This is a genomic window from Niabella digestorum (assembly GCF_036409055.1).
Classification (GTDB): domain Bacteria; phylum Bacteroidota; class Bacteroidia; order Chitinophagales; family Chitinophagaceae; genus Niabella; species Niabella composti.
On the sequence record NZ_JAZGLY010000008.1, the window covers coordinates 138,236 to 162,155 of the forward strand.

27 protein-coding genes are annotated in these 23,920 nt (G+C 42.2%); 15 read left to right on the plus strand and 12 right to left on the minus strand.

Annotation, left to right across the window (positions count from 1 at the left end; translation table 11 throughout):
• Positions 1-51 precede the first annotated feature (51 nt).
• Positions 52-561 carry a 2-amino-4-hydroxy-6-hydroxymethyldihydropteridine diphosphokinase gene (gene folK / locus V2H41_RS12660; RefSeq protein ID WP_330975526.1) on the plus strand — a complete coding sequence of 170 codons (510 nt, stop codon included), beginning with the start codon at positions 52-54 and terminating at the stop codon, positions 559-561.
• 69 nt (positions 562-630) lie between these two features.
• On the opposite strand, the gene V2H41_RS12665 is transcribed toward folK, so the two are convergent.
• Complete coding sequence (locus V2H41_RS12665) at positions 631-2,256, minus strand: ABC-F family ATP-binding cassette domain-containing protein (RefSeq protein WP_330975527.1); 1,626 nt, start codon at positions 2,254-2,256, stop codon at positions 631-633.
• 217 nt (positions 2,257-2,473) lie between these two features.
• Between V2H41_RS12665 and V2H41_RS12670 the strand changes: the two genes are divergently transcribed.
• Positions 2,474-3,907 carry a Gfo/Idh/MocA family oxidoreductase gene (locus tag V2H41_RS12670; RefSeq protein WP_330975528.1) on the plus strand — a complete coding sequence of 478 codons (1,434 nt, stop codon included), beginning with the start codon at positions 2,474-2,476 and terminating at the stop codon, positions 3,905-3,907.
• 137 nt (positions 3,908-4,044) lie between these two features.
• Here the strand turns inward: V2H41_RS12670 and groL are convergent, their stop codons facing one another.
• Together groL and V2H41_RS12680 are read right to left on the minus strand one after the other, a co-directional pair.
• Positions 4,045-5,679: a chaperonin GroEL gene (gene groL, locus V2H41_RS12675; protein ID WP_330975529.1), complete on the minus strand. Its 1,635-nt coding sequence runs from the start codon at positions 5,677-5,679 to the stop codon at positions 4,045-4,047.
• A gap of 112 nt (positions 5,680-5,791) precedes the next feature.
• The gene (locus V2H41_RS12680) at positions 5,792-6,085 is read right to left on the minus strand and encodes a co-chaperone GroES (RefSeq protein ID WP_330975530.1); all 294 of its coding nucleotides are present in this window, start codon (positions 6,083-6,085) and stop codon (positions 5,792-5,794) included.
• Between the two features lie 330 nt (positions 6,086-6,415).
• Here V2H41_RS12680 and nusB point away from each other — a divergent pair, with 330 nt between their 5' ends.
• The 6 genes from nusB to V2H41_RS12710 all read left to right on the plus strand — a co-directional run bounded on the left by nusB (position 6,416) and on the right by V2H41_RS12710 (position 10,409).
• The gene (nusB, locus tag V2H41_RS12685) at positions 6,416-7,342 is read left to right on the plus strand and encodes a transcription antitermination factor NusB (protein ID WP_330975531.1); all 927 of its coding nucleotides are present in this window, start codon (positions 6,416-6,418) and stop codon (positions 7,340-7,342) included.
• Positions 7,343-7,435: 93 nt separating this feature from the next.
• The gene (locus tag V2H41_RS12690; protein WP_330975532.1) at positions 7,436-7,891 is read left to right on the plus strand and encodes a DUF1573 domain-containing protein; all 456 of its coding nucleotides are present in this window, start codon (positions 7,436-7,438) and stop codon (positions 7,889-7,891) included.
• Between the two features lie 17 nt (positions 7,892-7,908).
• Positions 7,909-8,241, plus strand: coding sequence for a preprotein translocase subunit YajC (gene yajC / locus V2H41_RS12695; protein ID WP_330975533.1), 333 nt, complete (start codon positions 7,909-7,911; stop codon positions 8,239-8,241).
• Positions 8,242-8,301: 60 nt separating this feature from the next.
• Positions 8,302-8,892, plus strand: coding sequence for a dephospho-CoA kinase (coaE, locus tag V2H41_RS12700; RefSeq protein WP_330975534.1), 591 nt, complete (start codon positions 8,302-8,304; stop codon positions 8,890-8,892).
• Between the two features lie 117 nt (positions 8,893-9,009).
• Positions 9,010-10,092 carry a DNA replication/repair protein RecF gene (gene recF / locus V2H41_RS12705; protein ID WP_330975535.1) on the plus strand — a complete coding sequence of 361 codons (1,083 nt, stop codon included), beginning with the start codon at positions 9,010-9,012 and terminating at the stop codon, positions 10,090-10,092.
• 35 nt (positions 10,093-10,127) lie between these two features.
• A complete protein-coding gene (locus V2H41_RS12710) occupies positions 10,128-10,409 on the plus strand; it encodes a DciA family protein (protein ID WP_330975536.1) in 282 nt (93 codons plus the stop codon).
• On the opposite strand, the gene V2H41_RS12715 is transcribed toward V2H41_RS12710, so the two are convergent.
• From V2H41_RS12715 to V2H41_RS12725, 3 genes are read right to left on the minus strand one after another with little or no spacing between them, the layout of a single operon-like run.
• Entirely contained in the window at positions 10,410-11,459 is a 1,050-nt protein-coding gene (locus tag V2H41_RS12715; RefSeq protein WP_330975537.1) for an ABC transporter permease, read from the minus strand.
• Between the two features lie 14 nt (positions 11,460-11,473).
• Positions 11,474-12,580: a BT_3928 family protein gene (locus tag V2H41_RS12720; RefSeq protein WP_330975538.1), complete on the minus strand. Its 1,107-nt coding sequence runs from the start codon at positions 12,578-12,580 to the stop codon at positions 11,474-11,476.
• A 3-nt stretch (positions 12,581-12,583) separates the two neighbouring features.
• Positions 12,584-13,132, minus strand: coding sequence for a DUF1599 domain-containing protein (locus V2H41_RS12725; protein WP_330975539.1), 549 nt, complete (start codon positions 13,130-13,132; stop codon positions 12,584-12,586).
• A 144-nt stretch (positions 13,133-13,276) separates the two neighbouring features.
• Between V2H41_RS12725 and folP the strand changes: the two genes are divergently transcribed.
• A complete protein-coding gene (gene folP / locus V2H41_RS12730; RefSeq protein WP_330975540.1) occupies positions 13,277-14,077 on the plus strand; it encodes a dihydropteroate synthase in 801 nt (266 codons plus the stop codon).
• 54 nt (positions 14,078-14,131) lie between these two features.
• Here the strand turns inward: folP and glgP are convergent, their stop codons facing one another.
• From glgP to V2H41_RS12745, 3 genes are all read right to left on the minus strand, one after another.
• The gene (gene glgP / locus V2H41_RS12735) at positions 14,132-15,790 is read right to left on the minus strand and encodes an alpha-glucan family phosphorylase (RefSeq protein WP_330975541.1); all 1,659 of its coding nucleotides are present in this window, start codon (positions 15,788-15,790) and stop codon (positions 14,132-14,134) included.
• A gap of 292 nt (positions 15,791-16,082) precedes the next feature.
• Complete coding sequence (locus V2H41_RS12740) at positions 16,083-16,589, minus strand: transposase (RefSeq protein ID WP_330975542.1); 507 nt, start codon at positions 16,587-16,589, stop codon at positions 16,083-16,085.
• Positions 16,590-16,602: 13 nt separating this feature from the next.
• On the minus strand, positions 16,603-17,070 hold the full coding sequence (locus V2H41_RS12745) for a MarR family winged helix-turn-helix transcriptional regulator (RefSeq protein WP_330975543.1): 468 nt from the start codon (positions 17,068-17,070) through the stop codon (positions 16,603-16,605).
• Positions 17,071-17,239: 169 nt separating this feature from the next.
• On the opposite strand from V2H41_RS12745, the gene V2H41_RS12750 reads away from it, so the two are divergent.
• A complete protein-coding gene (locus V2H41_RS12750; protein WP_330975544.1) occupies positions 17,240-18,160 on the plus strand; it encodes a helix-turn-helix domain-containing protein in 921 nt (306 codons plus the stop codon).
• Between the two features lie 87 nt (positions 18,161-18,247).
• Positions 18,248-19,450, plus strand: coding sequence for an MFS transporter (locus V2H41_RS12755; RefSeq protein ID WP_330975545.1), 1,203 nt, complete (start codon positions 18,248-18,250; stop codon positions 19,448-19,450).
• A gap of 25 nt (positions 19,451-19,475) precedes the next feature.
• Here V2H41_RS12755 and V2H41_RS12760 read toward each other — a convergent pair whose 3' ends face one another.
• Positions 19,476-19,853: a winged helix-turn-helix transcriptional regulator gene (locus V2H41_RS12760; RefSeq protein WP_330975546.1), complete on the minus strand. Its 378-nt coding sequence runs from the start codon at positions 19,851-19,853 to the stop codon at positions 19,476-19,478.
• 92 nt (positions 19,854-19,945) lie between these two features.
• Here V2H41_RS12760 and V2H41_RS12765 point away from each other — a divergent pair, with 92 nt between their 5' ends.
• Positions 19,946-20,470, plus strand: coding sequence for a dihydrofolate reductase family protein (locus V2H41_RS12765; protein WP_330975547.1), 525 nt, complete (start codon positions 19,946-19,948; stop codon positions 20,468-20,470).
• Here the strand turns inward: V2H41_RS12765 and V2H41_RS12770 are convergent.
• Positions 20,452-21,195, minus strand: coding sequence for a hypothetical protein (locus V2H41_RS12770; RefSeq protein ID WP_330975548.1), 744 nt, complete (start codon positions 21,193-21,195; stop codon positions 20,452-20,454). The two genes, V2H41_RS12765 and V2H41_RS12770, sit on opposite strands and share 19 nt — an antisense overlap.
• A 266-nt stretch (positions 21,196-21,461) precedes the next feature.
• On the opposite strand from V2H41_RS12770, the gene V2H41_RS12775 reads away from it, so the two are divergent.
• Positions 21,462-22,025, plus strand: coding sequence for a class I SAM-dependent methyltransferase (locus V2H41_RS12775; RefSeq protein ID WP_330975549.1), 564 nt, complete (start codon positions 21,462-21,464; stop codon positions 22,023-22,025).
• A gap of 1 nt (position 22,026) precedes the next feature.
• Here the strand turns inward: V2H41_RS12775 and V2H41_RS12780 are convergent, their stop codons facing one another.
• Entirely contained in the window at positions 22,027-22,656 is a 630-nt protein-coding gene (locus tag V2H41_RS12780) for a MarR family winged helix-turn-helix transcriptional regulator (protein WP_330975550.1), read from the minus strand.
• A gap of 111 nt (positions 22,657-22,767) precedes the next feature.
• Here V2H41_RS12780 and V2H41_RS12785 point away from each other — a divergent pair, with 111 nt between their 5' ends.
• Both V2H41_RS12785 and V2H41_RS12790 read left to right on the plus strand, forming a co-directional pair.
• Positions 22,768-23,406, plus strand: a complete 639-nt coding sequence (locus V2H41_RS12785; protein ID WP_330975551.1) for an NAD(P)-dependent oxidoreductase — start codon at positions 22,768-22,770, stop codon at positions 23,404-23,406.
• 37 nt (positions 23,407-23,443) lie between these two features.
• A complete protein-coding gene (locus V2H41_RS12790) occupies positions 23,444-23,914 on the plus strand; it encodes a hypothetical protein (RefSeq protein WP_330975552.1) in 471 nt (156 codons plus the stop codon).
• The last annotated feature ends 6 nt before the right edge of the window (positions 23,915-23,920 follow it).

Below are 23,920 nucleotides of genomic sequence, written 5' to 3' on the forward strand. Positions count from 1 at the left end.
TAGCCCCTTGACGCTATATGCGCCAAAATTAAAGATATTTGATCTGGTTTTATGGAAAATAAAGTAAACGTTGTCTATCTGATTATCGGTACCAATCTAGGTAATAAAGCAGCCAATCTAGCTACTGCTAAAGAGAAAATCAAACAAAAGATCGGGAGCATTGAGCAATCTTCATCAGTATATGAAACAGAACCTTGGGGCCTTAGCGAGCAACCTAGGTTCTATAATCAGGTATTACGGATACATACTCCTTTAAATGCAATCGATACACTAGCGCGCATTCATGAAATTGAAGAAGAAATGGGTCGTGTCCGCCAAGAGAAATACGGTGCGCGCATTATAGACATCGACATCCTCTTTTTCAACGAAGAAGTGATTCATAGCCCCACTCTCATCGTGCCTCATCCACGTATTTCCGAAAGAAATTTCGTGCTTGTACCGTTAGAAGAGATTGCCGGATCCTTTATGCATCCCGTATTAAATCGGTCGGTCACTACCCTACTTCAACAATGTACGGATGTGCTCACCGTTAAAAAAACGGATATCCCCATTACACAATAATCCGAGTCCAAAAAAAATTGAAGCCACGAGGGCTTCAATAAAATAGGTCTTTATAACTTTTCAACGTAATTAAGAATACATTTCTTCGCGCAGTGCTTTTACTCTTTCATCCTCTAGGTATTCATCAAATGTAGTGAGACGGTCGATGATACCCTTAGGCGTTAGCTCTATCACACGATTGGCCACGGTTTGCATGAAAGTATGGTCGTGGCTGGTCAGCAGCACAATACCGTTGTAAACAGTACATTGTTCGTTAAAGCTCTGAATGCTTTCCAAATCCAAGTGGTTGGTAGGTTGGTCCAAAATAATCACATTCGGGTTTTGCAACATCATTTTGCTAATCATACAACGCACTTTCTCACCTCCACTCAGCACGCTGGTTTTCTTCAATACATCCTCACCACTAAAAAGCATTTTACCTAAGAAACCGCGTAAGAATGGCTCATCCACATCTGTTACATGCGAAGGCACAAACTGACGTAACCAGTCCATCAGGTTTAAGTCGCTGTTAAAATATTTGCTATTTTCAATAGGCAAATAAGCCGAAATAACAGTAGTGCCCCACTCAAAAGTACCCGCATCGGGTTTAGCTTCGTTATTAATAATTTCGAAAAATTGTGTGACAGCCAGCGGGTCTTTGGAAATAAAAGCGATTTTATCCCCCTTGTTCACACTGAAAGTAACGTCATCAAACAGCACACGGTCCTCGGTAGAAGCTTTTAACTTCTCTACGTTCAGTATCTGATTACCCACTTCACGAAGAGGTTGGAATATGATCCCAGGATACTTTCGATAGCTGGGTTCAATTTCCTCAATGGTAAGCTTTTCCAGAGCTTTCTTACGCGCCGTAGCTTGTCGGCTCTTGGACGCATTGGCACTGAAGCGGGCAATAAAATCGAGTAAAGCTTGACGCTTCTCTTCGATCTTCTTGTTTTTATCTGCCAATTGACGCGCCATCAGTTGCGAGCTTTCGTACCAGAAGGTATAGTTTCCGGTGAATATTTTAATCTTCTGACGGTCTACGTCTACAATATGCGTACAAACAGCATCTAGGAAGTGACGGTCGTGGCTCACTACCAGTACGATATTCTCATAATCAGCCAGGAAATTCTCCAGCCATCCAATGGTTTCAATATCCAGACCATTGGTAGGCTCGTCCAATAACAGGATATCCGGATTGCCAAACAAAGCCTGAGCCAACAGTACCCTTACTTTCATATTAGACGGAATGTCCTTCATCAGCATCTGGTGCATGTCGTTGGTCACGCCCAATCCGTTCAAAAATGCGGCAGCATCACTTTCACTTTCGTATCCTCCCATTTCGCCGTATTCGGCTTCCAGTTCAGAGGCTCTCATGTAATCTTCATCGGTAGCATCCGGATTAGCGTAGATGGCGTCCCGCTCACGGGCGATATCCCACATTTGCTTATGACCCATCAGTACGGTGTTCAACACGGTCTCTTCGTCAAATTCAAAATGGTTTTGTTTCAACACCGCCATACGCTCGCCCGGTGTAATAGTCACAGTACCTTTATTGGGCTCAATTTCTCCACTCAGTATTTTTAAAAAAGTAGATTTACCTGCCCCATTCGCACCAATTACACCGTAGCAATTGCCTTTGGTAAAGTTCAGATTAACATCTTCGAACAATACACGCTTACCGTAAGCTAGTTTAAGATCTTTAACACTTATCATTACTGCCGTTTTTTAAGGCTGCAAAGGTAACCCAAACTGCCAAGCTATAAAAGTTTTAAGCCAAGAAAGCAGTAAATCCTCAAAAAATACGTCTAATATGTTCGAAAAATGCATTTGAGAAGCTGCTTTTTGACTGGTATCATTTAAATTCGCTAGGATTTTTATACCGCTTGATCAGCAACGATTGCATCGCGTGTCTAACGAAAAATTGTAAATAATGAACAAAAAACAGAATTCCAGAAGGAAATTTATCAAGAACGCTTCATTGCTTGGCGCCTCAGCCCTTATCCTTCCGGATGCTTTATTTGCGCAGAAAGGACTTTTGAAGAAATCTACGATTGCGCCATCCGAAAAGGTAAACCTGGCCTGTGTGGGCATTGGTAACAGAGGTAAAGAAATTATTCTAGAGCTTCACAAAACGGGACTTGCCAATATAGTGGCACTGTGCGATGTAGACATGGGTGCGCCACACACTCAGGAAATTATGGCAAAATTCCCCAATGCCAAACGTTTCCAAGACTTCAGAGTGATGTTTGATAAAATGGGAAATGAAATTGATGCCGTAAGCATCGGCACCCCCGATTTTTCGCATTTCCCCATTACTATGATGGCCATTAAGCTGGGAAAACACGTATACGTGGAAAAGCCCATGGCTCGTACTTTCAATGAAGTGGAGCTAATGATGAAAGCGGCTGCCAAGTACAGCAATGTAGTAACCCAAATGGGTAACCAAGGCCATTCAGAAGCCAACTATTTCCAGTTTAAAACCTGGGTAGAAGCCGGTATTATCAAAGATGTTACAAAAATCGTCGCACATATGAACTCCAGCCGGCGCTGGCACGGATGGGATCCTAATATCAAATCGTTCCCGCCTGCGGAGCCGGTACCATCGACCCTCGACTGGGATTTATGGCAGATGCAGACATTCGGGCACGATTATCACCATGATTTCGTAAACGGTCAATGGCGCTGCTGGTACGACTTCGGTATGGGAGCACTTGGCGACTGGGGAGCACACTTGCTCGACACCGCCCACGAATTCCTGAAACTAGGCCTCCCTACCACAGTAGAGCCTTTAAAACTCACAGGACATAATCAGTTTTTCTTCCCGATGTCTACCACGCTGTCTTTCAAATTCCCCAAGAGAGATAAAATGCCGCCGGTAGAAGTACTTTGGTACGATGGGGTGGACAACCTACCTCCTATTCCCGAAGGTTATGGTGTACAAGGGTTAGATCCGAATATTCCACCACCCAGCACCGGAACCATTCAGGCCAAACTGAACCCCGGTAAAATCATTTACTCTAAAGATCTTATCTTTAAGGGAGGCTCACATGGTAGTACCTTGTCTATCATTCCCGAAGCAAAGGCAAAGGAAATGGCATCCAAGCTTCCCGAAGTACCGCCATCACCTTCCAACCATTTCAAAAACTTCCTACTAGCATGTAAGGGATTGGAAAAAACCAGATCACCATTCTCAGTGGCTGGTCCTCTGAGTCAACTTTTCTGTCTGGGAGTGATTGCTCAATGGACGGGCGAAAAAATACAGTTCGATCCCAAGAAAAAGATCATTACCAATAGTAAAAGAGCCAATGCATTACTGGTAGGGCCTCCCCCACGCAAAGGCTGGGAAGAGTACTATAAGGTATAGTTTGATCACTTCTGATAAATATAATTTTTTAAATCCCGTAATTCTTTACGGGATTTTTTATTGGACAAAACAGCACAAAAAAAGAGCACGTGTATAAAACACATGCTCTTTCTTCACAATGGTATACTATGCTTTTATTAGTAGCCCATTCCGCCCATGTCAGGACCCGGAGCCGGAGCAGCTTGTTTGGGTTCTGGTTTATCAGCAATCACACACTCGGTAGTCAGCAACATACCGGCGATAGAAGCTGCATTTTCCAGAGCCACACGGCTTACTTTGGTAGGATCGATAACACCGGCTTTGAACAGGTTTTCGTAAGTTTCAGTTCTGGCATTGAAACCAAAGTCTCCAGTAGCTTCTTTAATTTTCTGAACTACGATAGAACCATCGATACCGGCATTGTCTGTAAGCGTACGAATAGGCGCTTCCAGAGCACGTTTTACGATAGCCATACCGGTTTGTTCGTCTTCGATCTGGCCTTTGAGTTTTACATCCAGAGCTTGGATAGCGCGGATATAAGCCACACCACCACCTGGAACGATACCTTCTTCTACAGCAGCACGTGTAGCGTGTAAAGCATCGTCTACGCGGTCTTTTTTCTCTTTCATTTCTACTTCAGTAGCAGCACCTACATAAAGAACTGCCACACCACCGCTTAATTTAGCCAGACGTTCTTGTAATTTTTCTTTATCGTAGTCAGAAGTAGTGGTTTCGATTTGCGCTTTGATTTGGTTAACGCGGGCAGTGATATCTTGTTTTTTACCTTTACCACCCACGATGATTGTATTGTCTTTGTCGATGGTTACAGAAGCAGCCTGACCTAAAGCAGGAAGATCTGCAGCTTCCAGTTTGTAACCCAGGTCTTCGCTAATTACAGTACCACCAGTCAGGATAGCGATATCCTGTAACATTTCTTTTCTTCTGTCGCCAAAGCCAGGAGCTTTTACAGCCGCAACTTTCAGCGTACCGCGTAATTTGTTCAATACTAAAGTAGCCAGAGCTTCACCTTCCAGATCTTCAGCAATAATCAGCAGTGGGCGACCACTTTGAGCTACTTTTTCCAGAATACCCAGTATATCCTTCATGGCGCTGATTTTCTTATCATAGATCAGGATATAAGGGTTCTGAAGCTCGGCTTCCATTTTTTCGCTGTTAGTAACGAAATATGGAGAAATGTAACCGCGGTCGAACTGCATACCTTCTACTACTTCTACAGTAGTGTCGGTACCTTTAGCTTCTTCTACGGTGATCACACCTTCTTTACCCACTTTGGCGAAAGCTTCGGCAATCAGTTTACCGATAGTTTCATCGTTGTTAGCAGAAATAGTAGCTACCTGCTGAATTTTTTTGCTGTCGTTGCCTACAGTTTGGCTTTGACTTTTCAGGTTTTCAACAACCAGTGCTACAGCTTTATCGATACCGCGTTTCAGGTCCATCGGGTTAGCACCTGCGGCTACCATTTTCAGACCTTCGCTGATGATTGACTGAGCTAAAACAGTGGCAGTAGTAGTACCATCACCTGCAATATCCGCAGTTTTAGAAGCAACTTCCTTCACCATTTGTGCGCCCATGTTCTCGATTGCATCTTCCAATTCAATTTCTTTGGCCACAGATACACCATCTTTGGTTACAGTAGGCGCACCGAATTTTTTCTCAATAACTACATTACGACCTTTAGGACCTAATGTAACTTTTACGGCGTTTGCTAAGGCATCAACGCCTTTCTTCATCCTATTTCTTGCTTCAATATTGAAGAGTAATTGTTTTGCCATTTTTTATTACCTCCACCCCTGAGGGGATTATTTATACTGCGAGGTCACAGTTTTACTTTTTTAGAATAGCTACTTATAAAAACAATTCCCAACTAAGAAAATAAGTACTTAATTAGGAATTAGCATTATCAATAGCGAGGATATCGCTTTCACGCATGATTAGATAATCTTGTCCGTCGATTTGGATTTCTGTACCGGCGTATTTTCCGTACAATACAACATCGCCAGCTTTTACTGTAATGGGCTCATCCTTTTTACCCGGTCCGGCAGCAACTACTGTACCGCGTTGAGGTTTTTCTTTAGCAGTGTCAGGAATAATGATACCGCCCGCTGTTTTCTCCTCGGCGGCTGCAGGTTTTACAATCACCCTGTCATGTAAAGGGGTAAGTGATACTTTTTTAGCCATGTTTTATCTGTTTAAAAATTGTTTATTTACGTTAGAAAAAATGATTACTAGGATTTTCTATGGTCGGCAAATGTACCGTAAATTATATGCCATAGTATAAGAATATGCAATTTTTTCAGTCCAAACCAATTTTCAGTTGCAAGACAAGGGATAAGTTGACAGGTTGCAAACTGTGCAAAGCCTTCTGTCACCCTGGTGACTGACAGGCTGTCTGTCCTACGCATCATCATGTCATTAATCCTAGTCCTTTCTAGGTTTTACCACACAAGATTGAAACATTTTAATAATTAAACCCTATCTTCGCCGCCTGAAAAAACAGTTCTTGATTCAATGATTAATAGAAGAAACATAAGGGTAAAGGTGATGCAAACCCTTTATGCATTTACGACCAGCGTAGAGACCGACAGACCCATTGATCCGCAAAAAACACTAACACAATACTTTAATCAAACCCGAACACTTCTGACCAGCTTGGTATATTTTCTTACCGAAATAGCCAGATACGCAGAAAAAGACGCTTATAGAAAATCGCACAAATATATTCCTACCGAAAAAGATCTCAACGTCAACACCAAGCTCGCCGGCTGTCCGCTTTTGTGGGAAATTTTGGAGTTGGAAGAGTATAAAGCGGCCCTTAAAAACGAAAAGCCCGAACAGTTTGGAGATGAAACGTTGATAAAGAAAATCTATACACAGCTTACCGCTACTCCTCAATACCAACAGTATATCAGTATTCAAGAAAATAAAATTCAGGAAGACCGGAAGATATTTGAATTCATCTTCAACGACCTGATGCTGGGTAATGAAATTTTCATCAACCATATGGAAGAGTCGTTCAGTAATTGGAACGACGACGGAGATATGCTGGCGCAAACAATAGCAGCTATTATCCGCAAGCCACAATCAGCCGCTTTCAGGCAAATTATTACTCCCGATAAGGAACAATTTGCTAGAGATCTGCTGAGAACCGTTATTGAAAAAGAAGAATACCTACTGTCACTCATCACCCCCAAGTTGAAAAACTGGGATCCGGAACGCATTGCTTTGCTGGACATGATTATTATGAAAATGGGGGTAGCAGAGTTTTTGTATTTCGATACCATTCCACCCAAAGTCACCATTAACGAATACATTGACCTAGCAAAAGAATACAGTACCGCACAAAGCGGATTTTTCGTCAACGGTATTCTAGATAATATTCATAAAGAGTTGGCACGGCAGGGAAAGCTCAAAAAGACGGATTTCAGAAAAGCATAATTTTATCGCGATAATTGTAGCAGAATACTGAATATTCCTATACATTCGCAATAGAAATTGAAATTGAACAATCTCTGCAAAAATTTGATTGCAATGAAACGCTTATTAGTTGTTCTTACACTTGCAGCCGGTATGGCAGCCTGCAACAGCGGGAATCAATCGGCTAATGCCGATGAAGCTCCCTTAAACGACTCGCTAAAACAAGCAGCATTAAGAGACTCCTCCAACTACACTACAGTGGAATGGGTAGATTCTACTTTTCAGGATATCGGCAGTATCAAAAAGGGGCAAACAGTTGAAATACCATTTGTTGTAAAAAATACCGGTGATAAACCTTTAATTATTTCTTCGGTAAACCCGGGTTGTGGCTGTACTGTAGCCGACAAACCCGAAAAACCCATCATGCCGGGCCAGGAAGATAAAATTGTAGCCCGTTATAACAGTACAGGGCAACCCACCGGCACCCATACCAAAAACGTAAAGGTAAGAGCCAATACAAAACCTACTACCGACCACTTATTGCTTTTTAAAGTGACCGTAACAGATTAATATTTTAAAGACTATAAATGATGACTAATTACATTTTACAAGCTCAAGGCGCTTCAGGAGCCGGTTCTTTGCAGTTGATTTTCTTATTAGGTATGATCTTAGTGTTCTGGCTGTTTTTTATCCGCCCTCAGGCGAAAAAAGCTAAAGAACAAAAGAAGTTCATTGAAAACCTGCAAAAAGGTGATAGAGTTGTTACCATTGCCGGTATTCACGGAAAAATTCAACAACTGAATGAAGACGGTACTATTAGCCTCGAAGTAAGCCCTGGCAACTATATCAAAGTGGCAAAATCAGCGATTAGCATGGAATGGAGCAACCAGGTGAATAAAGCAGCTACTGCCGCTAAATAAGTGCAGTAATACTGTTTGCGTTCAGGATGCATGCAATTTTGAACACACAATATTTACGACATGTTAAAGATAGGCCTCACAGGAGGAATTGGCAGTGGTAAATCAACCATTGCCAAAATTTTTTCTACGCTGGGTATCCCTGTCTATGATGCCGATATCGCAGCTAAAGAACTGATGCGCTTAGATCCGCAAATCCGCGCACAGCTTATTGCCCGCTTCGGCGAGGAAGTGTATCAACAGGGAGCGCTCAATCGGGCCTATCTTGCCGCTATTGTGTTTAACGACGAGGCCGCACTGAAAGACCTCAATGATATCACCCACCCTGCCACTATTCAGGATGCCGAAAACTGGTTTCAGCGGCAACAGGCTCCTTATGCTATCAAGGAAGCCGCACTGATTTTTGAAAGCGGCAGCGAACAGTTTCTGGACTATGTTATTGGTGTGTGGGCTCCTGAACAAGTACGCATACAACGGGTGCTTGCCCGCGGCGGTTTGACCGAAGCACAAATTAAAAGCCGCATGGCCCGCCAGATGAACGAAGAAGCAAAAATGAAGCGCTCTCACTTCATCATCGACAACGGCGGCACCACCCCCGTTATTCCACAAGTGATAGCCCTACATGAAAAATTGCTACAGCTAGCAGAGAAATAATACGCTATCTTTTTTCTCCCAACATTTTCCCCTTGGCTCTTATACATCATCATTCGGCCATATAATCTACCGCTTGGAAACAACTATATAGATGACTAAGAATTATTTTTGTGCTCCATGCTAGCGCTACATTCCATATCGCTTTTACAGTTTAAAAACTACACCAACCGAACCTTCACTTTTAACAAAAAGGTAATCGGGATCTGCGGACAAAACGGTGTAGGCAAAACCAATATTCTCGACGCCATCCATTATCTATGCTTTACTAAAAGCTATTTCAGCAATTCGGATGTGGTGAACGTGCAGCACGGCTTTAAGGGATTTAGAATTGAAGGGCACTTCAACCTGAACGGCAAAGAAGAAACTGCAACCTGCATATTACGCGAGAATAATAAAAAAGAGTTTTTATTGGACAAAGAACCCTATGATAAATTTTCACGGCATATTGGCCGCTACCCTTGTGTAGTCATCGCGCCCGACGATGCTATACTGATTACCGGAGGAAGTGAAGAAAGAAGAAGCTTTCTTGACGCACTCCTCTCCCAACTCGATGCTGAATATCTGCAGCAACTCATCACCTATAATAAAATATTGCAGCAGCGCAATTCTTTTTTAAAAGCCGCTGCAGAAAGTGGGCGTCTGAACGAAGACCTGCTGAAGATATTCAACGAACAACTTACCACGCCCGGCAATTATATCTTTGAAAAAAGAAGTCATTTTCTGGTGTCTTTTCTGCCACGAGTGAAAAGACTCTATTCTGATATTGCACAAAAGGAAGAAGACCTATCTATTCTTTACGACAGTAAACTCTTCGACATTTCGTTCGAAGCATTGCTAGAAAGTACACGCGATAAGGACCTTCAATTACAACGCACTACAGCAGGTATTCATCGCGATGATATTTTGTTTCAACTCAGCAATCAGCCTTTTAAGAACATCGCTTCGCAGGGGCAACGCAAAAGCCTTTTGTTTGCACTCAAAATCACAGAGCTGGATGTTATCACCGAAGAAAAAAAATTATCGCCCATACTCTTGCTGGATGATGTTTTTGAAAAACTGGATGAATCCCGAATTACCAGCCTACTGGAAAAAGTATGCATAATGAATCAAGGACAAGTATTTATCACCGATACCAATGAAGAACGACTCCGCTCCCATTTGGAAAAAATAAAAGCGGAATATGAAATAATAACTTTGTAACTTGCCCCTTTCCCAACACGAGTAAAATTTCGCATATGGCCGAATATTCTATCGGAGAAGCCCTGAAGGAATTTCTAAACAAAAGCCGTTTTCGCAGCGATATACAGGCACTAGAGGTAGAAGCCCTATGGGAAAAAATCATGGGTAAAACCATCGCCCGATATACTGAAAAAATACAGATTGTGGGCGATAAACTTTTCATCCACACCAGTGTGGCGCCATTAAAAAACGAACTGATTTATCAGAAAGAAAAAATCATCGAGCGGATCAATGAAGCGCTTAAGGAAAATGTGATAAAAGAAGTTATTGTAAAATAATTACTGATTCTTTACGCGCGGATCGAAAAGACCGTACAATACATCGGCCATAATATTCATGATCACAAAGAAAGCTGCCGATATCAGAACAGAACCCATCACTACCGGATAATCCAGTTTTTCAAGTGCATCCACCGTTACTTTTCCGATCCCCTGCCACCCAAATATATACTCTACAAAAAAAGCACCCGCCAAGAGCTCAGCAAACCATCCAGTAATCGCAGTAATGACAGGGTTGAGCGCGTTTTTCAAAGCGTGCCGCCATACCACTACTTTCTTCGACAAACCCTTAGCATAAGCTGTACGGATATAGTCTTGATCCAATACATCGAGCATAGCGCTTCGGGTGAGCTGCGTAATAATAGCTAGAGGTCTAATACCCAGCGTTACGGCCGGCAATATGATGTTTTTAAAGCTTAATACTTTTTTCCCCGTTTCTGCATCAATATCGAACCAGTTGCCACTAATCTGCAAACCGGTATAGTGTGTGAGCACAAATCCGAAAATATAGGCAATGATAATTCCCATGAAAAATGAGGGCGCGGAAATACCGATAATGCTGGAGAAAATAGCCGTAGTATCCATCCAAGTGTTCTGCCTCACAGCAGCGAGCACACCTAGCGGGATACCGATTACAACCGCCAGTGCCATAGCTGCAACGGTAAGCATAATGGTTCCCGGTAAGGCCTGCATAAGAATACTACCTACTTCGCGCTTGCTTTGATAAGATCTGCGCAGATAAGGAATTTTAAAGGCCAGTTTCTTTTCTCCTCCTATAAAAATACCTTTCAGTTGTTTATTGGTAACTTCTTCTTTAGAATGAATAGCAATAGGCGACACATCGTTTAGATAGAGGACAAACTGCTTCCACTTAGGCTGATCGAGATACAACTCGCGACGTATATTTTCCTGTGTTTTAAGGTCGCCTGTTTGTCCCATTACCAACCGTGCAGGATCACCAAAACCCTGAAACAGAAAGAATACCAGTATTACCACACCGATCAGTACCAGTATGCTGTAAACAAGTTTTCGGACGATATATTGTGCCATCGTGCTTAAAAGCTTTATAAGGTAATACGGTTAAAACGTTTATAGCTTTCCTTGTCTACAATTGTACCTTTCTGCAATACAAGCACAGTAGGATTGGTGCGAGCGGCAATCCTAATGGAAGTATTATCGCCACTCAATACGTCAACACCGGCAAATGATGTACCTGCAATATGTTTTTTTACGGCATTGGCGTCACTGCTAACAATGTATACAGGAATATTTTTCTCCCTAGCCTTTTTATACAAGTCTGCAAAACCCTTGGACCACTTATGTACTGGTGTTTTTGCATTTTCAACAAACAACAATACCACCTTATCTAATTCCAGAATTTGCTGTGTAAGATCTGCACCCTGTTGATTGCTTAAATTAAAAGCCTTAATCGGTGGCTCATTGTTTTTACCCGGTCGGATTACTCTGTCGTAACGATCGATAAAAGTGTAGGTACTGTCGTCAAAATCATCCGGGAATTCATCAGCCGTGAAGGAAACCTTCTGTCCGTCCTTTTCATACTCAAATACGATTACCGTACTATCGGGGATGGCATTGGCCGGCACTTTCATCTGCTCCGCAATATTATTACCTTTCTTGAACGGTAGGCAATCCACTACGGGCAGATGCTTCAAAGTATACCGCTGTGCGGCAAAACTGAAAAATGCCACCAGTAGCAACAAAAAAGAAGTTGTGGACTTATTGAAGACAGGCTGGATATATTTTCTATTGAAGAAAATAATCAAAATAAATAGCAGCAATATCACATCCTTCCAGAAGGATTGTTGAGAAGTAATAGGCAGACAATCGCCAAAACATCCGCAGCTTTTAAATTTACCGGATAAATAAGCATATCCTGTCAAAAAAGTAAAGAAGATAATCAGCAACAGCAGTAACCAACTCACGGTCTTAATTCTCCAACCCAATAACAAAGCCGCTCCGGCAATAATTTCAAAAGCGATCATGAATATGGATAAGGGCAAAGCGATGCCATCCAATGCGCTCATTCCCCATGCTAGAAAAAACTCCTGCATCTTATAACTCAATCCAATAGGATCATTGGCTTTCACCAGTCCTGAAAAAATAAACAACAGGCCTACCAGTATTCGGGAGAAGGTTACAAGAGCTTTCATAATTTATGCTTTATGGGCTTCGTTATGTAATATGAGGGCAAAAACCGCGTAATTAATGATATCGTAATAATTGGCATCGATACCTTCACTAATCAGCGTCTGACCGTCATTATTCAATATCTGCCGGATGCGCAATAGTTTCATCAGAATAAGATCGGTAAGTCCCTCCTGACTCATGTTGCGCCAAGCTTCGCCATAATCATGATTTTTGTTAGTCATGAGGGTTTTGGCTTCATGGATATATTTATCATATAGCTGTGCCACCTCGGCTTCCGGCAAGTCCTCTGGGGCATCTCCAGGAAGCGCTAATTGTATCAGGCCGATAACGGCATAATTGATAATGCCCTTAAATTCTCCGGGAATATCATCGGCAATTTTTTGCTGCTTTTTATCCTGTATGGTGCGTATACGCTGTGCCTTGATATAAATTTGGTCCACAATGGAAATCGTACGCAATACCCGCCAAGCTGTACCATAATCCTTATTCTTTTTAAAAAAGATGGATTTGCACGACTCCACTACGGCATCATATTGTTCATTGGTTTTACTCATACATTCCTTTTATTATCCAACCGATCCCAACGCTCCTTCCTCTTCTTTACAAATCAACCTGTAACTTAGCGCTCAGGATTGGAACAAAAATAACAAACAAATACCTGAATGTTCACACTTAATTGTAAAGGCAGGCTATTAAACATGGATACCCCCATCGTAATGGGTATTATCAATATTAATAACGAATCATTTTATAGTGGTAGCAGACATACCGAAACTACAGCCATACTTCGTACTGCTGCTCAAATGCTGAAGGAAGGTGCAACCATTTTGGATATTGGCGGACAAAGTACCCGACCGGGAAGCACCACATATAGTGTGGATGAAGAACTGCAAAGAGTATTGCCTGCTATAGAAGTGCTACACAAAGAATTCCCGCAAGCTATTCTCTCTATCGATACGTTTTATGCCAAAGTAGCCCGCGAAGCGGCGGCTGCGGGCGCTTCCATCATTAATGATATCAGTGCAGGCAGTATGGATTCAGAGTTGATAGATACAGTTGCCGCATTGCAATTACCTTATGTACTCATGCATATGCAAGGCACTCCTCAAAATATGCAGCAGAATCCGCAGTACGAAAATGTAGTACGTGAAATATTGGATTTTTTTATCGAAAAACTTGCCCTATTACGATCAAAAGGCATAAAAGATATTATCATCGATCCCGGTTTCGGATTCGGGAAAACTACCCTACACAATTTCTGTTTATTAAAATATCTGTCAACCTTCGAGATGCTACAATGCCCGTTGTTGCTGGGGGTAAGTAGAAAAGGAATGATCTACCACACACTCGGTATTACGCCCGAAGAAGCGCTGAATGGCACTACCGTTATCAATACCATTGGCCTGCTCAACGGTGCGCAGATTCTAAGAGTACACGATGTAAAAGCCGCTGTGGAAGCTATAAAACTTTATACGACTTATAAAGAAGCATCGGTATAAAAAAAGAAAGAAGCTGTAGTCACCTTCTTTCTATATAACATATCACTCTTGGCATTAAGCATTGTAGAGCTTTTCGTAATATTCATGCGCCATACGGCTACTGTCGAATCTGAAACGCACGTCCTGCATGCCGTTTTTCATAATCTGACGCCAAGTACTGTAATTCTCATAATACAGGGGCAAAATTTCCCCGGTAAGAATTTCGTACAGTTTGTTTAGATCGTACTGATCCTGATCATACACCGACATATTTCTGTAATCAGCTTTGGGAATGACAAAGCCATTATGTCCGTGATTGATAAACTCAGGAATCCAGCCGTCATCGGTAGAGAAGTTCACAGCACCGTTCATGGCAGCAGTCATACCGCTGGTACCTGAAGCTTCGCGCGGCACACGCGGATTGTTGAGCCATACATCTGCAGCCTGTTTCAGGCGTTTAGAAAGCGCTAATTCATAACCTATCAGTACGGCCACATTTTTAAAATTCTTACTCAGATGCACCAGTTCATTAAACTCGCCAATAGCTGGATGATCCATCGGATAAGGCTTTCCGGCCCAAATCATCTGCACGGGATACTTGGTATTATTCATCAACTCTGCAAAACGCTCCCTATCGGAAGCAATCAGGCCGGCTCTCTTATAACCTGCAAATCTTCTGGCCCATACGATGGTGAACACATCAGGATCGAAGAGTTTCCCCGTCTGATCAGCCACAATTTCAAACGCACGCTTCTTCATCCATTTCTTACGATCATCTAGTCCGTAATCATCCCCTACTTCCCTGAATTTATACATATGTTTATCGGCCCAATAGGTCCAGTTCTGTGCATTGGTAATGGAAATAATCGGACAGATATTACCATATTTACCCCACATTTCTCGCGACACTTCGCCATGCAATTGAGACACACCGTTTGCCAAACGAGCCATGCGTAAGGCGGCAAGTGAATGATTAAACATATCGCTGTACTCGCCGATCAATGACTTCACTTCTTCCACACCCAATCCGCAGAAATAGGTCATCTTATGACATAGATAAATATCGTGCTTTTCATTACCGGCTTCTTCAGGTGTATGTGTAGTAAACACCAGTCTCTTTCTTACTTCCTCTATATTTTGCTGATACTTTTGATACAAGTAAAAAGCTGCAGGCAAACCGTGAGCTTCATTGAGGTGATATACCTCCGGATTAAAGTTGAGAATATCCATAAGCTTGGCACCCCCTACGCCCAGCAGAATGCATTGCGCCAGCTTAGTCGCAGCATTAGCATCGTAAAGTTTGTGTGTAATGGTTTGTGATACGTAATCGTTCTCCGGCAGTTCGGTGCTCAATAAAAATAAAGGAGCAGTTTTGAAGGTCTCAGGATTCAGATACCAAACTTTCACCCATACCGGATGATCGTGAATAGTCACCTGAAACTTGATACCGGTATCTTCCAAAAAGCTGTAAGTTTTTTCTTTCCAGGTTACATTCAGGGTTTGATCCTGATTACGCTCTTGGTCGTAATAGCCGTACTTCCACAGAATACCGATTCCAATCATATTCTGACGGAGCTCGTATGCACTGCGCAGATGCGAACCAGACAGAAATCCCAATCCACCACTGTATATCTTTAACGGCTGATGGATAGCATACTCCATGGAAAAATAAGCCACCTTTGTACTATAATTAGCATCAATTTCGTAAGGAACCCTGAAGTTTTCAAAACTCATACATCATTCTTTTAAAATTGCGGCAAAGTAATCAAATTAATTGAACCAACCGCCAATACCACATCATCAATGAATGTGTAAACTACACACAATAATACGGCAAAACTTTTGAAAAATACAAATAAAAAACAGACAGGATATTTCTATCGCTGTCTGTTGATATTGATTACGATTATGAAAAATACTACATATAAAAATGTTACAACGTATAATGGGTAAGATAAATTGTTCCTGACGGATGTGTTGCAGCAATGAACATGCGCTGCATATTGCCTCTCACAACACCGTTGCCTTATGAACGTAAATGAAATACTTTAATACACAAAGGTATCAAAGCAATGGAGAGCAACATGTAGAGCACCACTCTCCAATAGTTCAACTTTTCCCAGCGAGCAATACGCGCGGCAATATCGGTCATCATCTGCGAAGGATTTTCAGCAATTTGTTGAAAAGCGATGATATTGGGTGCAAAATAGGCAATAGTCCATACGCGCAGGCCCACATGCAATGCAAATATTATCAACAAGGCATTGCGCACCGGCTCAATTCTCCAGCAGAAAATAATGGCCAGAATAAACAAGATTTCATGAAAGGAATGAAAGATAATCCAGAAAGGCTTAAGCCCGGTACCTTTACCATCCAGCAGTATTTTTAAGCTCTCCGGCGGGGCAGCTCCCCATTTGGGTACCAGTATCAATGTTTCGAAAATTTGTGCACCGTTCATCAGAAAATATACTACTGTAGAAATAAAAAGCCATAGTTCGGCGCGGTGTACATAGGCTGTAGTAAGATTTTCCATATTGCTCATTTTTTTATGGATTATTTAGAGAATCGGTTACTTCCTTCATAAGTGTTGTAGCTTCCGTGAAATACCGCAATATCACCTTTACCTCCTCTTCGGAATAACCACTCAACAGCTTTGCGGTGCGCTGCGTGAGTGCACCAAATATGGGCCCCAGAAGCCTCATAGCATTCTCCTCGTTGGGTACAATCATCACTTTGCGACGATCTTCTTTAGAAAATTTCCGCTTCACCAGTTTTTTCTTCTCCAAACGATCAATCAAGCCGGTAACGGCTCCTGTGGTGAGGCCGGTAAGGCGGGCAATAGCTCCTGCCGTCAACTCGCGGTGTTGCAATATCAGGCCCAAGTACTTATGATCTGTGCCGGGCAAGCCCACTTTACGGGCAATGGCCTCATGCATTAGAATAGAGGCATCCGAATAATGACGACTGGCATTACTGAATGCTTCTATAATCTCCTTGCAGTGTTTTTTGCTCATCTAATAAATATCTTATCTACAAAGATAATTAGTGACTAAATAAAAAACAAATTACCGCAACATTTTTTCTCAACCCTTCCTCAGTGCTACATCTTTATGATATAAACAGAAGCCATTACTAATTATTCTTAACTTTGCATATCCCTTCTAATATTTGAATTATGTAAATATGGAAAAAATCGAATCCCTACGCGATTACTATGAACTCATCAAAAAGCCGGTGCCCCACGACCTGCTGGAACAAAAAGAAACACCCCGACATTTTAACGTTCTGAAAAGAAATAATTGCTCGGGAGGCCTTCCTTTTGCTAGACGTGACTATTGGAAAATCACCTTATTGAATAATACCGCAGAATTAAAAACTCGAGAAGAAAATATCGTCATCGATAAGCCGTGCATTTTCATCTCACAACCTAATATGGCTTATAGCTGGAAATCTACTCCCGGAGAACCTACAGGCTTTATCTGTTTATTTAATGATGAATACCTAACCTATGATTTAAAACAACTCTTTACACACCTCACCCATATTTTAAACGTAGCGCGCCGATCTTTTCTCTTTCTGAATGAAGACACTTATCAGCTGCTGTTTTTCTGCTTTCAACAGATGTACAATGCCTATCACAGCGACTTTGAATACCGTGAAGCCGTAGTGAAAAAATGGCTGCAACTCATTGTTTATCAGGCAATCTGGATACAATCGCAAACCGATTCTTTATACCCCGAAAAGAGTTCCAAAAACCGAGTGGTGAATGCCTTCATCAATGCACTGGAAGTGCAATTCCCCATCGACTCCCCTCTCAATCCCATTCAACTGCGAACCCCTTCCGATTTTGCCAAGCTTTTGCATGTGCATGTCAACCACCTCAATCATTGCCTAAAAGAACAAACCGGCAAATCTACCACCCAACTCATTAACGAGCGCATTGCTGCTGAAGCCATAAGTTTATTAAAATATTCAGATTGGAATATTTCGGAAATAGCGGAAGCGTTAGGCTTTGAGTATGTGCAACATTTCACTCATTTCTTTAAGAAAAACACCGGCTTCACGCCCCGATCTTTCAGAGCACATCATGAGCAGGATATTTGATTTTTGTAAAATCTTGTTTGAATCATTTAACGGTTTTCGCGCTGCCTCGGCATAATTTTGCTTGCTCAAAGAAAGGAGATTTCTATAATGAAGCAACTGAAAAAAGAACACGAAGGCATCAGTACCATCTTAGCATTTGCTCTTATTCCCCTATCTGGTTTCGCTATGGATGTTTACATTCCCTCGTTTCCACATATGGCAACCGACTTACAGATAAGCGAATCGGATATCAAACTTACATTAAGCCTTTATCTCGTAAGTTATGGTATATCCCAATTATTTGTAGGTAGTATTTCGGATAGCTTCGGACGCTATAGGATTAATATCATTTCGCTGATGGTTTTATTGCTCTCCTCATTGGCCATTGCATTCAGCAGCGATTTGAATACTATCCTGGTGCTACGCTTTATACAAGGCATTGCAATTTCTTTTATTGTAGTGTGTAAGCGCGCCTTTTTTGTGGATGTATTCACCGGAGAAAAAAGAAAACACTATACGAGCCTTGTGACTGTGGTATGGTCTACCGCACCTATTGTGGCGCCGTTTGTAGGAGGCTATCTACAGGAAAGTTTCGGATGGCGCGCCAATTTCCTTTTTCTGGCTTTATATGCATTTATTATGTTGGTGCTGGAATGGATATATAGCGGAGAAACCATCACGCATAGACATCCGTTTAAACTGAAGTCGGTTCTTTCGATGTATCGGCAATTGCTAAGCGCTCCCGACTTTAGCCTGGGCATTATTGTACTGGGATTATGCTACAGTATGGTGATGGTATTTGGGATGAGCATTGCGTTTATTGTAGAGCACGAATATCATCTCACGGCTGTTCATACCGGCTATTGCGCCTTGGTATCGGGACTCGCCATGTTTTTTGGAGGACTACTGAGCAAGAAACACGTCAATAAACCCGCTTTTCAGAAATTACAACTATCGGCAGTTTCACAATTCATAGTCATGGCCATCATGCTGACTACCGCAACCGTTTTTCATCAGCTGTACATCATCATGATATTTGTTTTCCTCATTCACTTTTGGTTGGGCTATAGCTATAACACCTATTTTACCTATTCGCTCACTAGTCGACCCCAATATGCTGCTACCGCAAGCGGTCTAGCCAGTGGCGGTTCTTATGTTATCTTTTCCATTGTCAGCTATATTGTGGTGCATGTTATCACCATTAAAGATCAGCTGACATTAGGATTATCCTATTTCAGTCTAATATTATGCCTGCAGTTGCTGTTGCTCTTTGTACGCAAGGCGCTACAGCTACGCGCCTACAGTGCATAAATAGCGGCAGCATCGCGTAATGACTTTACTTTTTAGAATGTCTAAAATTTTCCAGAATCACCTCGCGATGTTGCTTCCCCCATTGCTGCAATGCACGAGCGATGGGAACCAGGGTTTTACCATAATCGGTGAGGGCATATGTAACGGTGACAGGCAGGGTATCCTGCACTGTTCTATTTAGAATACGGTTTTCTTCTAGGAGTTTGAGCTCTCGAGTCAACACTTTTGCAGAAATGCCATCCAGCGCTCTCTGAATTTGCTTAAAATGCATCGGCTCTTGCTGTCTGCCTAGCAAGAGCACCACTAACAAACTCCATTTCCCTCCAATAAGTTCTAGGCTGTCTCTTATCGCAAGGCGATTGAGCTTACAGGCTTGGGTGTCGTATGGTGCTTTTGCAGTCATAGGCTATGAAACATAGTTACCTTGAGGAAACGCTATAGCTATACGGTTGACGGCTTTAATATTTTTGCAACAAGTTTAATACAATTTTCTTTATGAAAGTAATCTTACTAGCCAATATATCCGCAAACGGTAAAATTCTATTGTCAGAGAACCTCAATCATCAAGTACCGATGGAAATCATCGAAGCTTCGGCGGCTATTATTCGCAACTATGGCAATTTAATCATGGGTAGAAAATCTTTTGAAGTATTTGAGCAAGCCATGGGCGGGGCCGATCGGTTAAAAGCCGCCTATCCGGGAGTAGACCTGGTATGGTTGTCACAATCCCTCGCCCCAACCGAAGACAAAATAGTAGCATCATCACCCGAAGCAGCCCTTGCTTATTTGGCACAGCGCGGTCATGAAACAATGCTCGTCGGTGGAGGCACCCAAGTATATAATGCTTTTCTGAAGGCTGACCTGGTTACGGATTTTATTTTTCACGTGGTACCCATCATCAGTCCAGGCGACGATTTTCTCCCCCAGCATATTCCTTTACGCTTATCAGAATATCGCAAACTCAGTGCAGATACCTTGCAGGTGGTGTATCAGAAAAATCATCACTCATCCCGCAGATAGTAACGCTGAATATATTGTATCACCGCATCGCATGGCGTCAAACTGCTGAGCGAGAGTGTATCATCAGGCAATAATGCCTGCGTGGCGCGCGGTCGATGGAGATAAATCTCCAAGATCCACTCGGGCGATTTGTATCTCCTTTTAGTAATGATGCTTAGGGCTTTGATTTCCTCCCTACTGCGATAGCCCAATTGGGGAGTCCATATACCGGTTTGACTCAGTTTCAGCTGGGGCTTGCGGTTGACAAAATCCTTAATGCCACTCACCATCACCCACAACCCGAAGCACAAGAGGAACAAAGGCAGCAAAATATAACCTTCCCGAAAAACGAATATCGAAAAGCCGATCAGCCCTATCCCTGCAATGCTCATCCACAAAGCCTCCGAATAAGCGTTATAAGCAATGATATCGTAGGCTTGGGGTTCTTGCAAAGTAGCTTTGGGTAGTTGCGCTGAGTTTTTGTAATAAGCTTTGGGAACACGCACGTAACGGCTATCAGCCCTACGATGCCAACTGCTTCTCATCAATAGATATACTCCTACCCCACATGCAATTGGCAAAAGATACATCAATACTGCATCGATGGGCATCAGCGCCACCCCCTTACTCCAACGACGCATACCATAAAACAAAATGCCCGCTACCAATACAGACAATCCTACTGATAGCGCATAGTATGATAAAGGGCTGCATGACGGGTGTTTTTTGTACGATGGATGGGACATATACCATTATGAAATCGCATTATAAAGATATGCTATTGGTCCCAAACTAGAGAAGCGACTGAGATACTAGCTCCCCTATTCCCCTTCCTGCACTGCGCTTGTGGAATTCAAAAAACCTAGAGCAAAAGGAGGATGATCGAAGTAGCAGGCTGGCTTTCGACATTTTCACAAATACTTGCACATTAAAAGTTTTAGCCTATACCCTACGTATTGTTTTCATTGTAATGATGCGTTAAATTTACTCTTATAACGTTCTAAATATACTGATGATGCAACACCCCCTACTCCATCCGATCGAAGAAGCCCATAGGCTAACCAGTACGCTGAGATATTGGTTACAAGATCCCAAGCGCATCCTTAAACCATACGTCAAACCTAAAATGCGGGTATTAGATCTTGGATGTGGTCCGGGCTTTTTTACAATCGCATTAGCGGAAATGGTGGGCGAACAAGGGTTGGTGGTGGCTGCAGATGTTCAAAAAGGGATGCTAGACATACTGAACGCCAAACTGGAACGTAAACCGCATTTACGTAACATTCTTGTTCATCAAAGTAGTCATGAAACGCTTCATCTCCACTTAAAGTTTGACTTTATCTTGGCTTTTTATAGCCTGCACGAGATGATTTATTTGGAAAAGATAGCGAGCGAGTTGAAGCAGCGATGCCACGATGCTACATTATTACTGGTAGCAGAACAAAAATTCCATGTACCGCGTCGTCAATACCATCACATCCTCAACGTACTATTGCATGAAGGTTTTAAAATAATGGCTACCCCTTCCATTTTTTTGAGTCGGGCGGCCTTATTAACGCTCCAGCCAAGCGCTTAATCTAGGAAGTCATTTCGCGATAGACATCATCAAATTTTCTCCCCTTGTGTTTATGCACCACAGCCGAAAACTTTATGTCGATATGCTTCAGTAACTGAATGCACAATTTTTTGTCGTCTTCCGACATATCGTATGTTAACAGATTCGCTACACGCACTATCTTTTGAATGACCTTCAAAAATACTTTCTTTCCCTCCTTAGTCAACGATAAGCGCTTCGAGCGTTTGTCTTCCTTGTCTTCCGATTCATTAACAAATCCTTTGGTCTTCAGACGAGCAATCATATCAGTACCGCTCGAAAAATCAAGCAAATTGGAATAGATCACCTCCGATTTTTTGGGATGTCCCATTTGATAGAGAGTTGCCAAAATCCCCACTTCTTCTATTCTTGACACAGCTTCCTCTTCCAATACCATAGATACATAGGTAGCGTGAATACGGGCAATGCGTGCAAGCAACTTAACCAGTAAACCTGAAACACTATCGGGAATAACGCCCCCTACCAAGGATTCTTGCTTGGTATTCTCTCTTTGCTCAATGATGTAATACCGACAAAAATCTTCAATAGAAGCGTTGGGATGCGCTTTCTTGAATTCCGCCCAACGACATACCAATTCGACCGTTTCTTCCATTTTCTGTGTTTTCGCAACAAAAATATATAAAATTACTTCGGATTCGATATTTTTATTTGGGAACAAAGTATATTTGTCAATATTTATTACGCAACCGAAATAAAATAACCCATGAAAAAGCTAATCATCTTTGGAGCTAATGGAGGAACGGGATGCTTCCTTGTCAATCTGGCTTTACGTCATAACTATCAGGTAGTTGCTATGGTAAGAAGGCCGGGAACCATCACCCTTACGCATCCTCATCTTAAGGTGGTGAAAAGCGACATCCTTCAACCCGATACCTATTTTGACGAACTAGCGGGAGCCTACGCCGTGATTTCGGCAATAGGAATTAAGGCAGTGCAACAACCGGTTTATGTTTTTTCAGAGGGCATAAAGATGCTGACAACTGCAATGCATCGCCAACAGGTGCGCCGCCTTATCTGTATTTCAGCCTCAGGGGTGGAAGTGAGTCCCAAGCACAATCTCTTCATCAGATTTTTTATCAAGAATGTGCTGCAACGATTCCTTCGTCATCTATACGACGATACCCTACGAATGGAAGATGTTTTGAAAAAAAGCAATCTGGATTGGACTTCCGTACGACCGCCCCGTCTCACCAAAGGCTCCTACACAGGCCAATATCGGTATGCGGTCAATGATTTTTTGGATGCTTGCTTGAGCATCTCCCGCGCAGACCTGGCCGACTTTATTATCAACCATATAGACGATGCGCAAACCTATCAAGCGATTGTAGAAGTAGCCCACTAATTTTTCTATCACCCAACATTTCTCAACTTCAATCAGTATGCATACAGTGTATCCCATCTTACTCAGTCTGCACATGGTCGGATTTGTACTGTTTATTGGTACGGCTTTTACCGATTATCTTTTATTCAGAAAGCTGAGACAAGCTTTCTTTACCGACTCTGATAAAGCGTTCTTTTTATACAACATAAAAAACAAAATCAGCCGAAACATACATCTGGCAGGCATACTGGCTGTCGTCTCTGGTGTTGCCATGATGGCGGCAACCAAAGGCATTTATTCCGAACAATTATGGTTTCAAATAAAATTTCCCTTAGCCATCCTCAGCATCGTACTCTTCTTCATCTTCACCACAAGACAACGAAAATGGTTCAACCATACCTTTAAGAATGATGTGCTTCAACCATCAGAACGGGAATTAATGAAGTTTTTCGCGCAACAGCATCGATTCTACATTATAGTAATGCTCATTCTGGCTGTCATACTTATCGTTTCTGCATTTCGGTTTTAATTCAAG

Excerpts from the sequence above, each read along its gene's own strand:
- folK (WP_330975526.1), top strand. The coding sequence starts at position 52 with ATGGAAAATAAAGTAAACGTTGTCTATCTGATTATCGGTACCAATCTA.
- V2H41_RS12790 (WP_330975552.1), top strand. The coding sequence starts at position 23,444 with ATGCATACAGTGTATCCCATCTTACTCAGTCTGCACATGGTCGGATTT.
- yajC (WP_330975533.1), top strand. The coding sequence starts at position 7,909 with ATGATGACTAATTACATTTTACAAGCTCAAGGCGCTTCAGGAGCCGGT.
- V2H41_RS12690 (WP_330975532.1), top strand. The coding sequence starts at position 7,436 with ATGAAACGCTTATTAGTTGTTCTTACACTTGCAGCCGGTATGGCAGCC.
- coaE (WP_330975534.1), top strand. The coding sequence starts at position 8,302 with ATGTTAAAGATAGGCCTCACAGGAGGAATTGGCAGTGGTAAATCAACC.
- nusB (WP_330975531.1), top strand. The coding sequence starts at position 6,416 with ATGATTAATAGAAGAAACATAAGGGTAAAGGTGATGCAAACCCTTTAT.
- V2H41_RS12785 (WP_330975551.1), top strand. The coding sequence starts at position 22,768 with ATGAAAAAGCTAATCATCTTTGGAGCTAATGGAGGAACGGGATGCTTC.
- V2H41_RS12665 (WP_330975527.1), bottom strand. The coding sequence starts at position 2,256 with ATGATAAGTGTTAAAGATCTTAAACTAGCTTACGGTAAGCGTGTATTG.
- V2H41_RS12680 (WP_330975530.1), bottom strand. The coding sequence starts at position 6,085 with ATGGCTAAAAAAGTATCACTTACCCCTTTACATGACAGGGTGATTGTA.
- V2H41_RS12755 (WP_330975545.1), top strand. The coding sequence starts at position 18,248 with ATGAAGCAACTGAAAAAAGAACACGAAGGCATCAGTACCATCTTAGCA.
- V2H41_RS12770 (WP_330975548.1), bottom strand. The coding sequence starts at position 21,195 with ATGTCCCATCCATCGTACAAAAAACACCCGTCATGCAGCCCTTTATCA.
- recF (WP_330975535.1), top strand. The coding sequence starts at position 9,010 with ATGCTAGCGCTACATTCCATATCGCTTTTACAGTTTAAAAACTACACC.
- V2H41_RS12715 (WP_330975537.1), bottom strand. The coding sequence starts at position 11,459 with ATGGCACAATATATCGTCCGAAAACTTGTTTACAGCATACTGGTACTG.
- V2H41_RS12775 (WP_330975549.1), top strand. The coding sequence starts at position 21,462 with ATGATGCAACACCCCCTACTCCATCCGATCGAAGAAGCCCATAGGCTA.
- folP (WP_330975540.1), top strand. The coding sequence starts at position 13,277 with ATGGATACCCCCATCGTAATGGGTATTATCAATATTAATAACGAATCA.
- V2H41_RS12720 (WP_330975538.1), bottom strand. The coding sequence starts at position 12,580 with ATGAAAGCTCTTGTAACCTTCTCCCGAATACTGGTAGGCCTGTTGTTT.
- V2H41_RS12725 (WP_330975539.1), bottom strand. The coding sequence starts at position 13,132 with ATGAGTAAAACCAATGAACAATATGATGCCGTAGTGGAGTCGTGCAAA.
- V2H41_RS12670 (WP_330975528.1), top strand. The coding sequence starts at position 2,474 with ATGAACAAAAAACAGAATTCCAGAAGGAAATTTATCAAGAACGCTTCA.
- V2H41_RS12740 (WP_330975542.1), bottom strand. The coding sequence starts at position 16,589 with ATGGAAAATCTTACTACAGCCTATGTACACCGCGCCGAACTATGGCTT.
- V2H41_RS12760 (WP_330975546.1), bottom strand. The coding sequence starts at position 19,853 with ATGACTGCAAAAGCACCATACGACACCCAAGCCTGTAAGCTCAATCGC.
- glgP (WP_330975541.1), bottom strand. The coding sequence starts at position 15,790 with ATGAGTTTTGAAAACTTCAGGGTTCCTTACGAAATTGATGCTAATTAT.
- V2H41_RS12765 (WP_330975547.1), top strand. The coding sequence starts at position 19,946 with ATGAAAGTAATCTTACTAGCCAATATATCCGCAAACGGTAAAATTCTA.
- V2H41_RS12745 (WP_330975543.1), bottom strand. The coding sequence starts at position 17,070 with ATGAGCAAAAAACACTGCAAGGAGATTATAGAAGCATTCAGTAATGCC.
- V2H41_RS12710 (WP_330975536.1), top strand. The coding sequence starts at position 10,128 with ATGGCCGAATATTCTATCGGAGAAGCCCTGAAGGAATTTCTAAACAAA.
- groL (WP_330975529.1), bottom strand. The coding sequence starts at position 5,679 with ATGGCAAAACAATTACTCTTCAATATTGAAGCAAGAAATAGGATGAAG.
- V2H41_RS12750 (WP_330975544.1), top strand. The coding sequence starts at position 17,240 with ATGGAAAAAATCGAATCCCTACGCGATTACTATGAACTCATCAAAAAG.
- V2H41_RS12780 (WP_330975550.1), bottom strand. The coding sequence starts at position 22,656 with ATGGAAGAAACGGTCGAATTGGTATGTCGTTGGGCGGAATTCAAGAAA.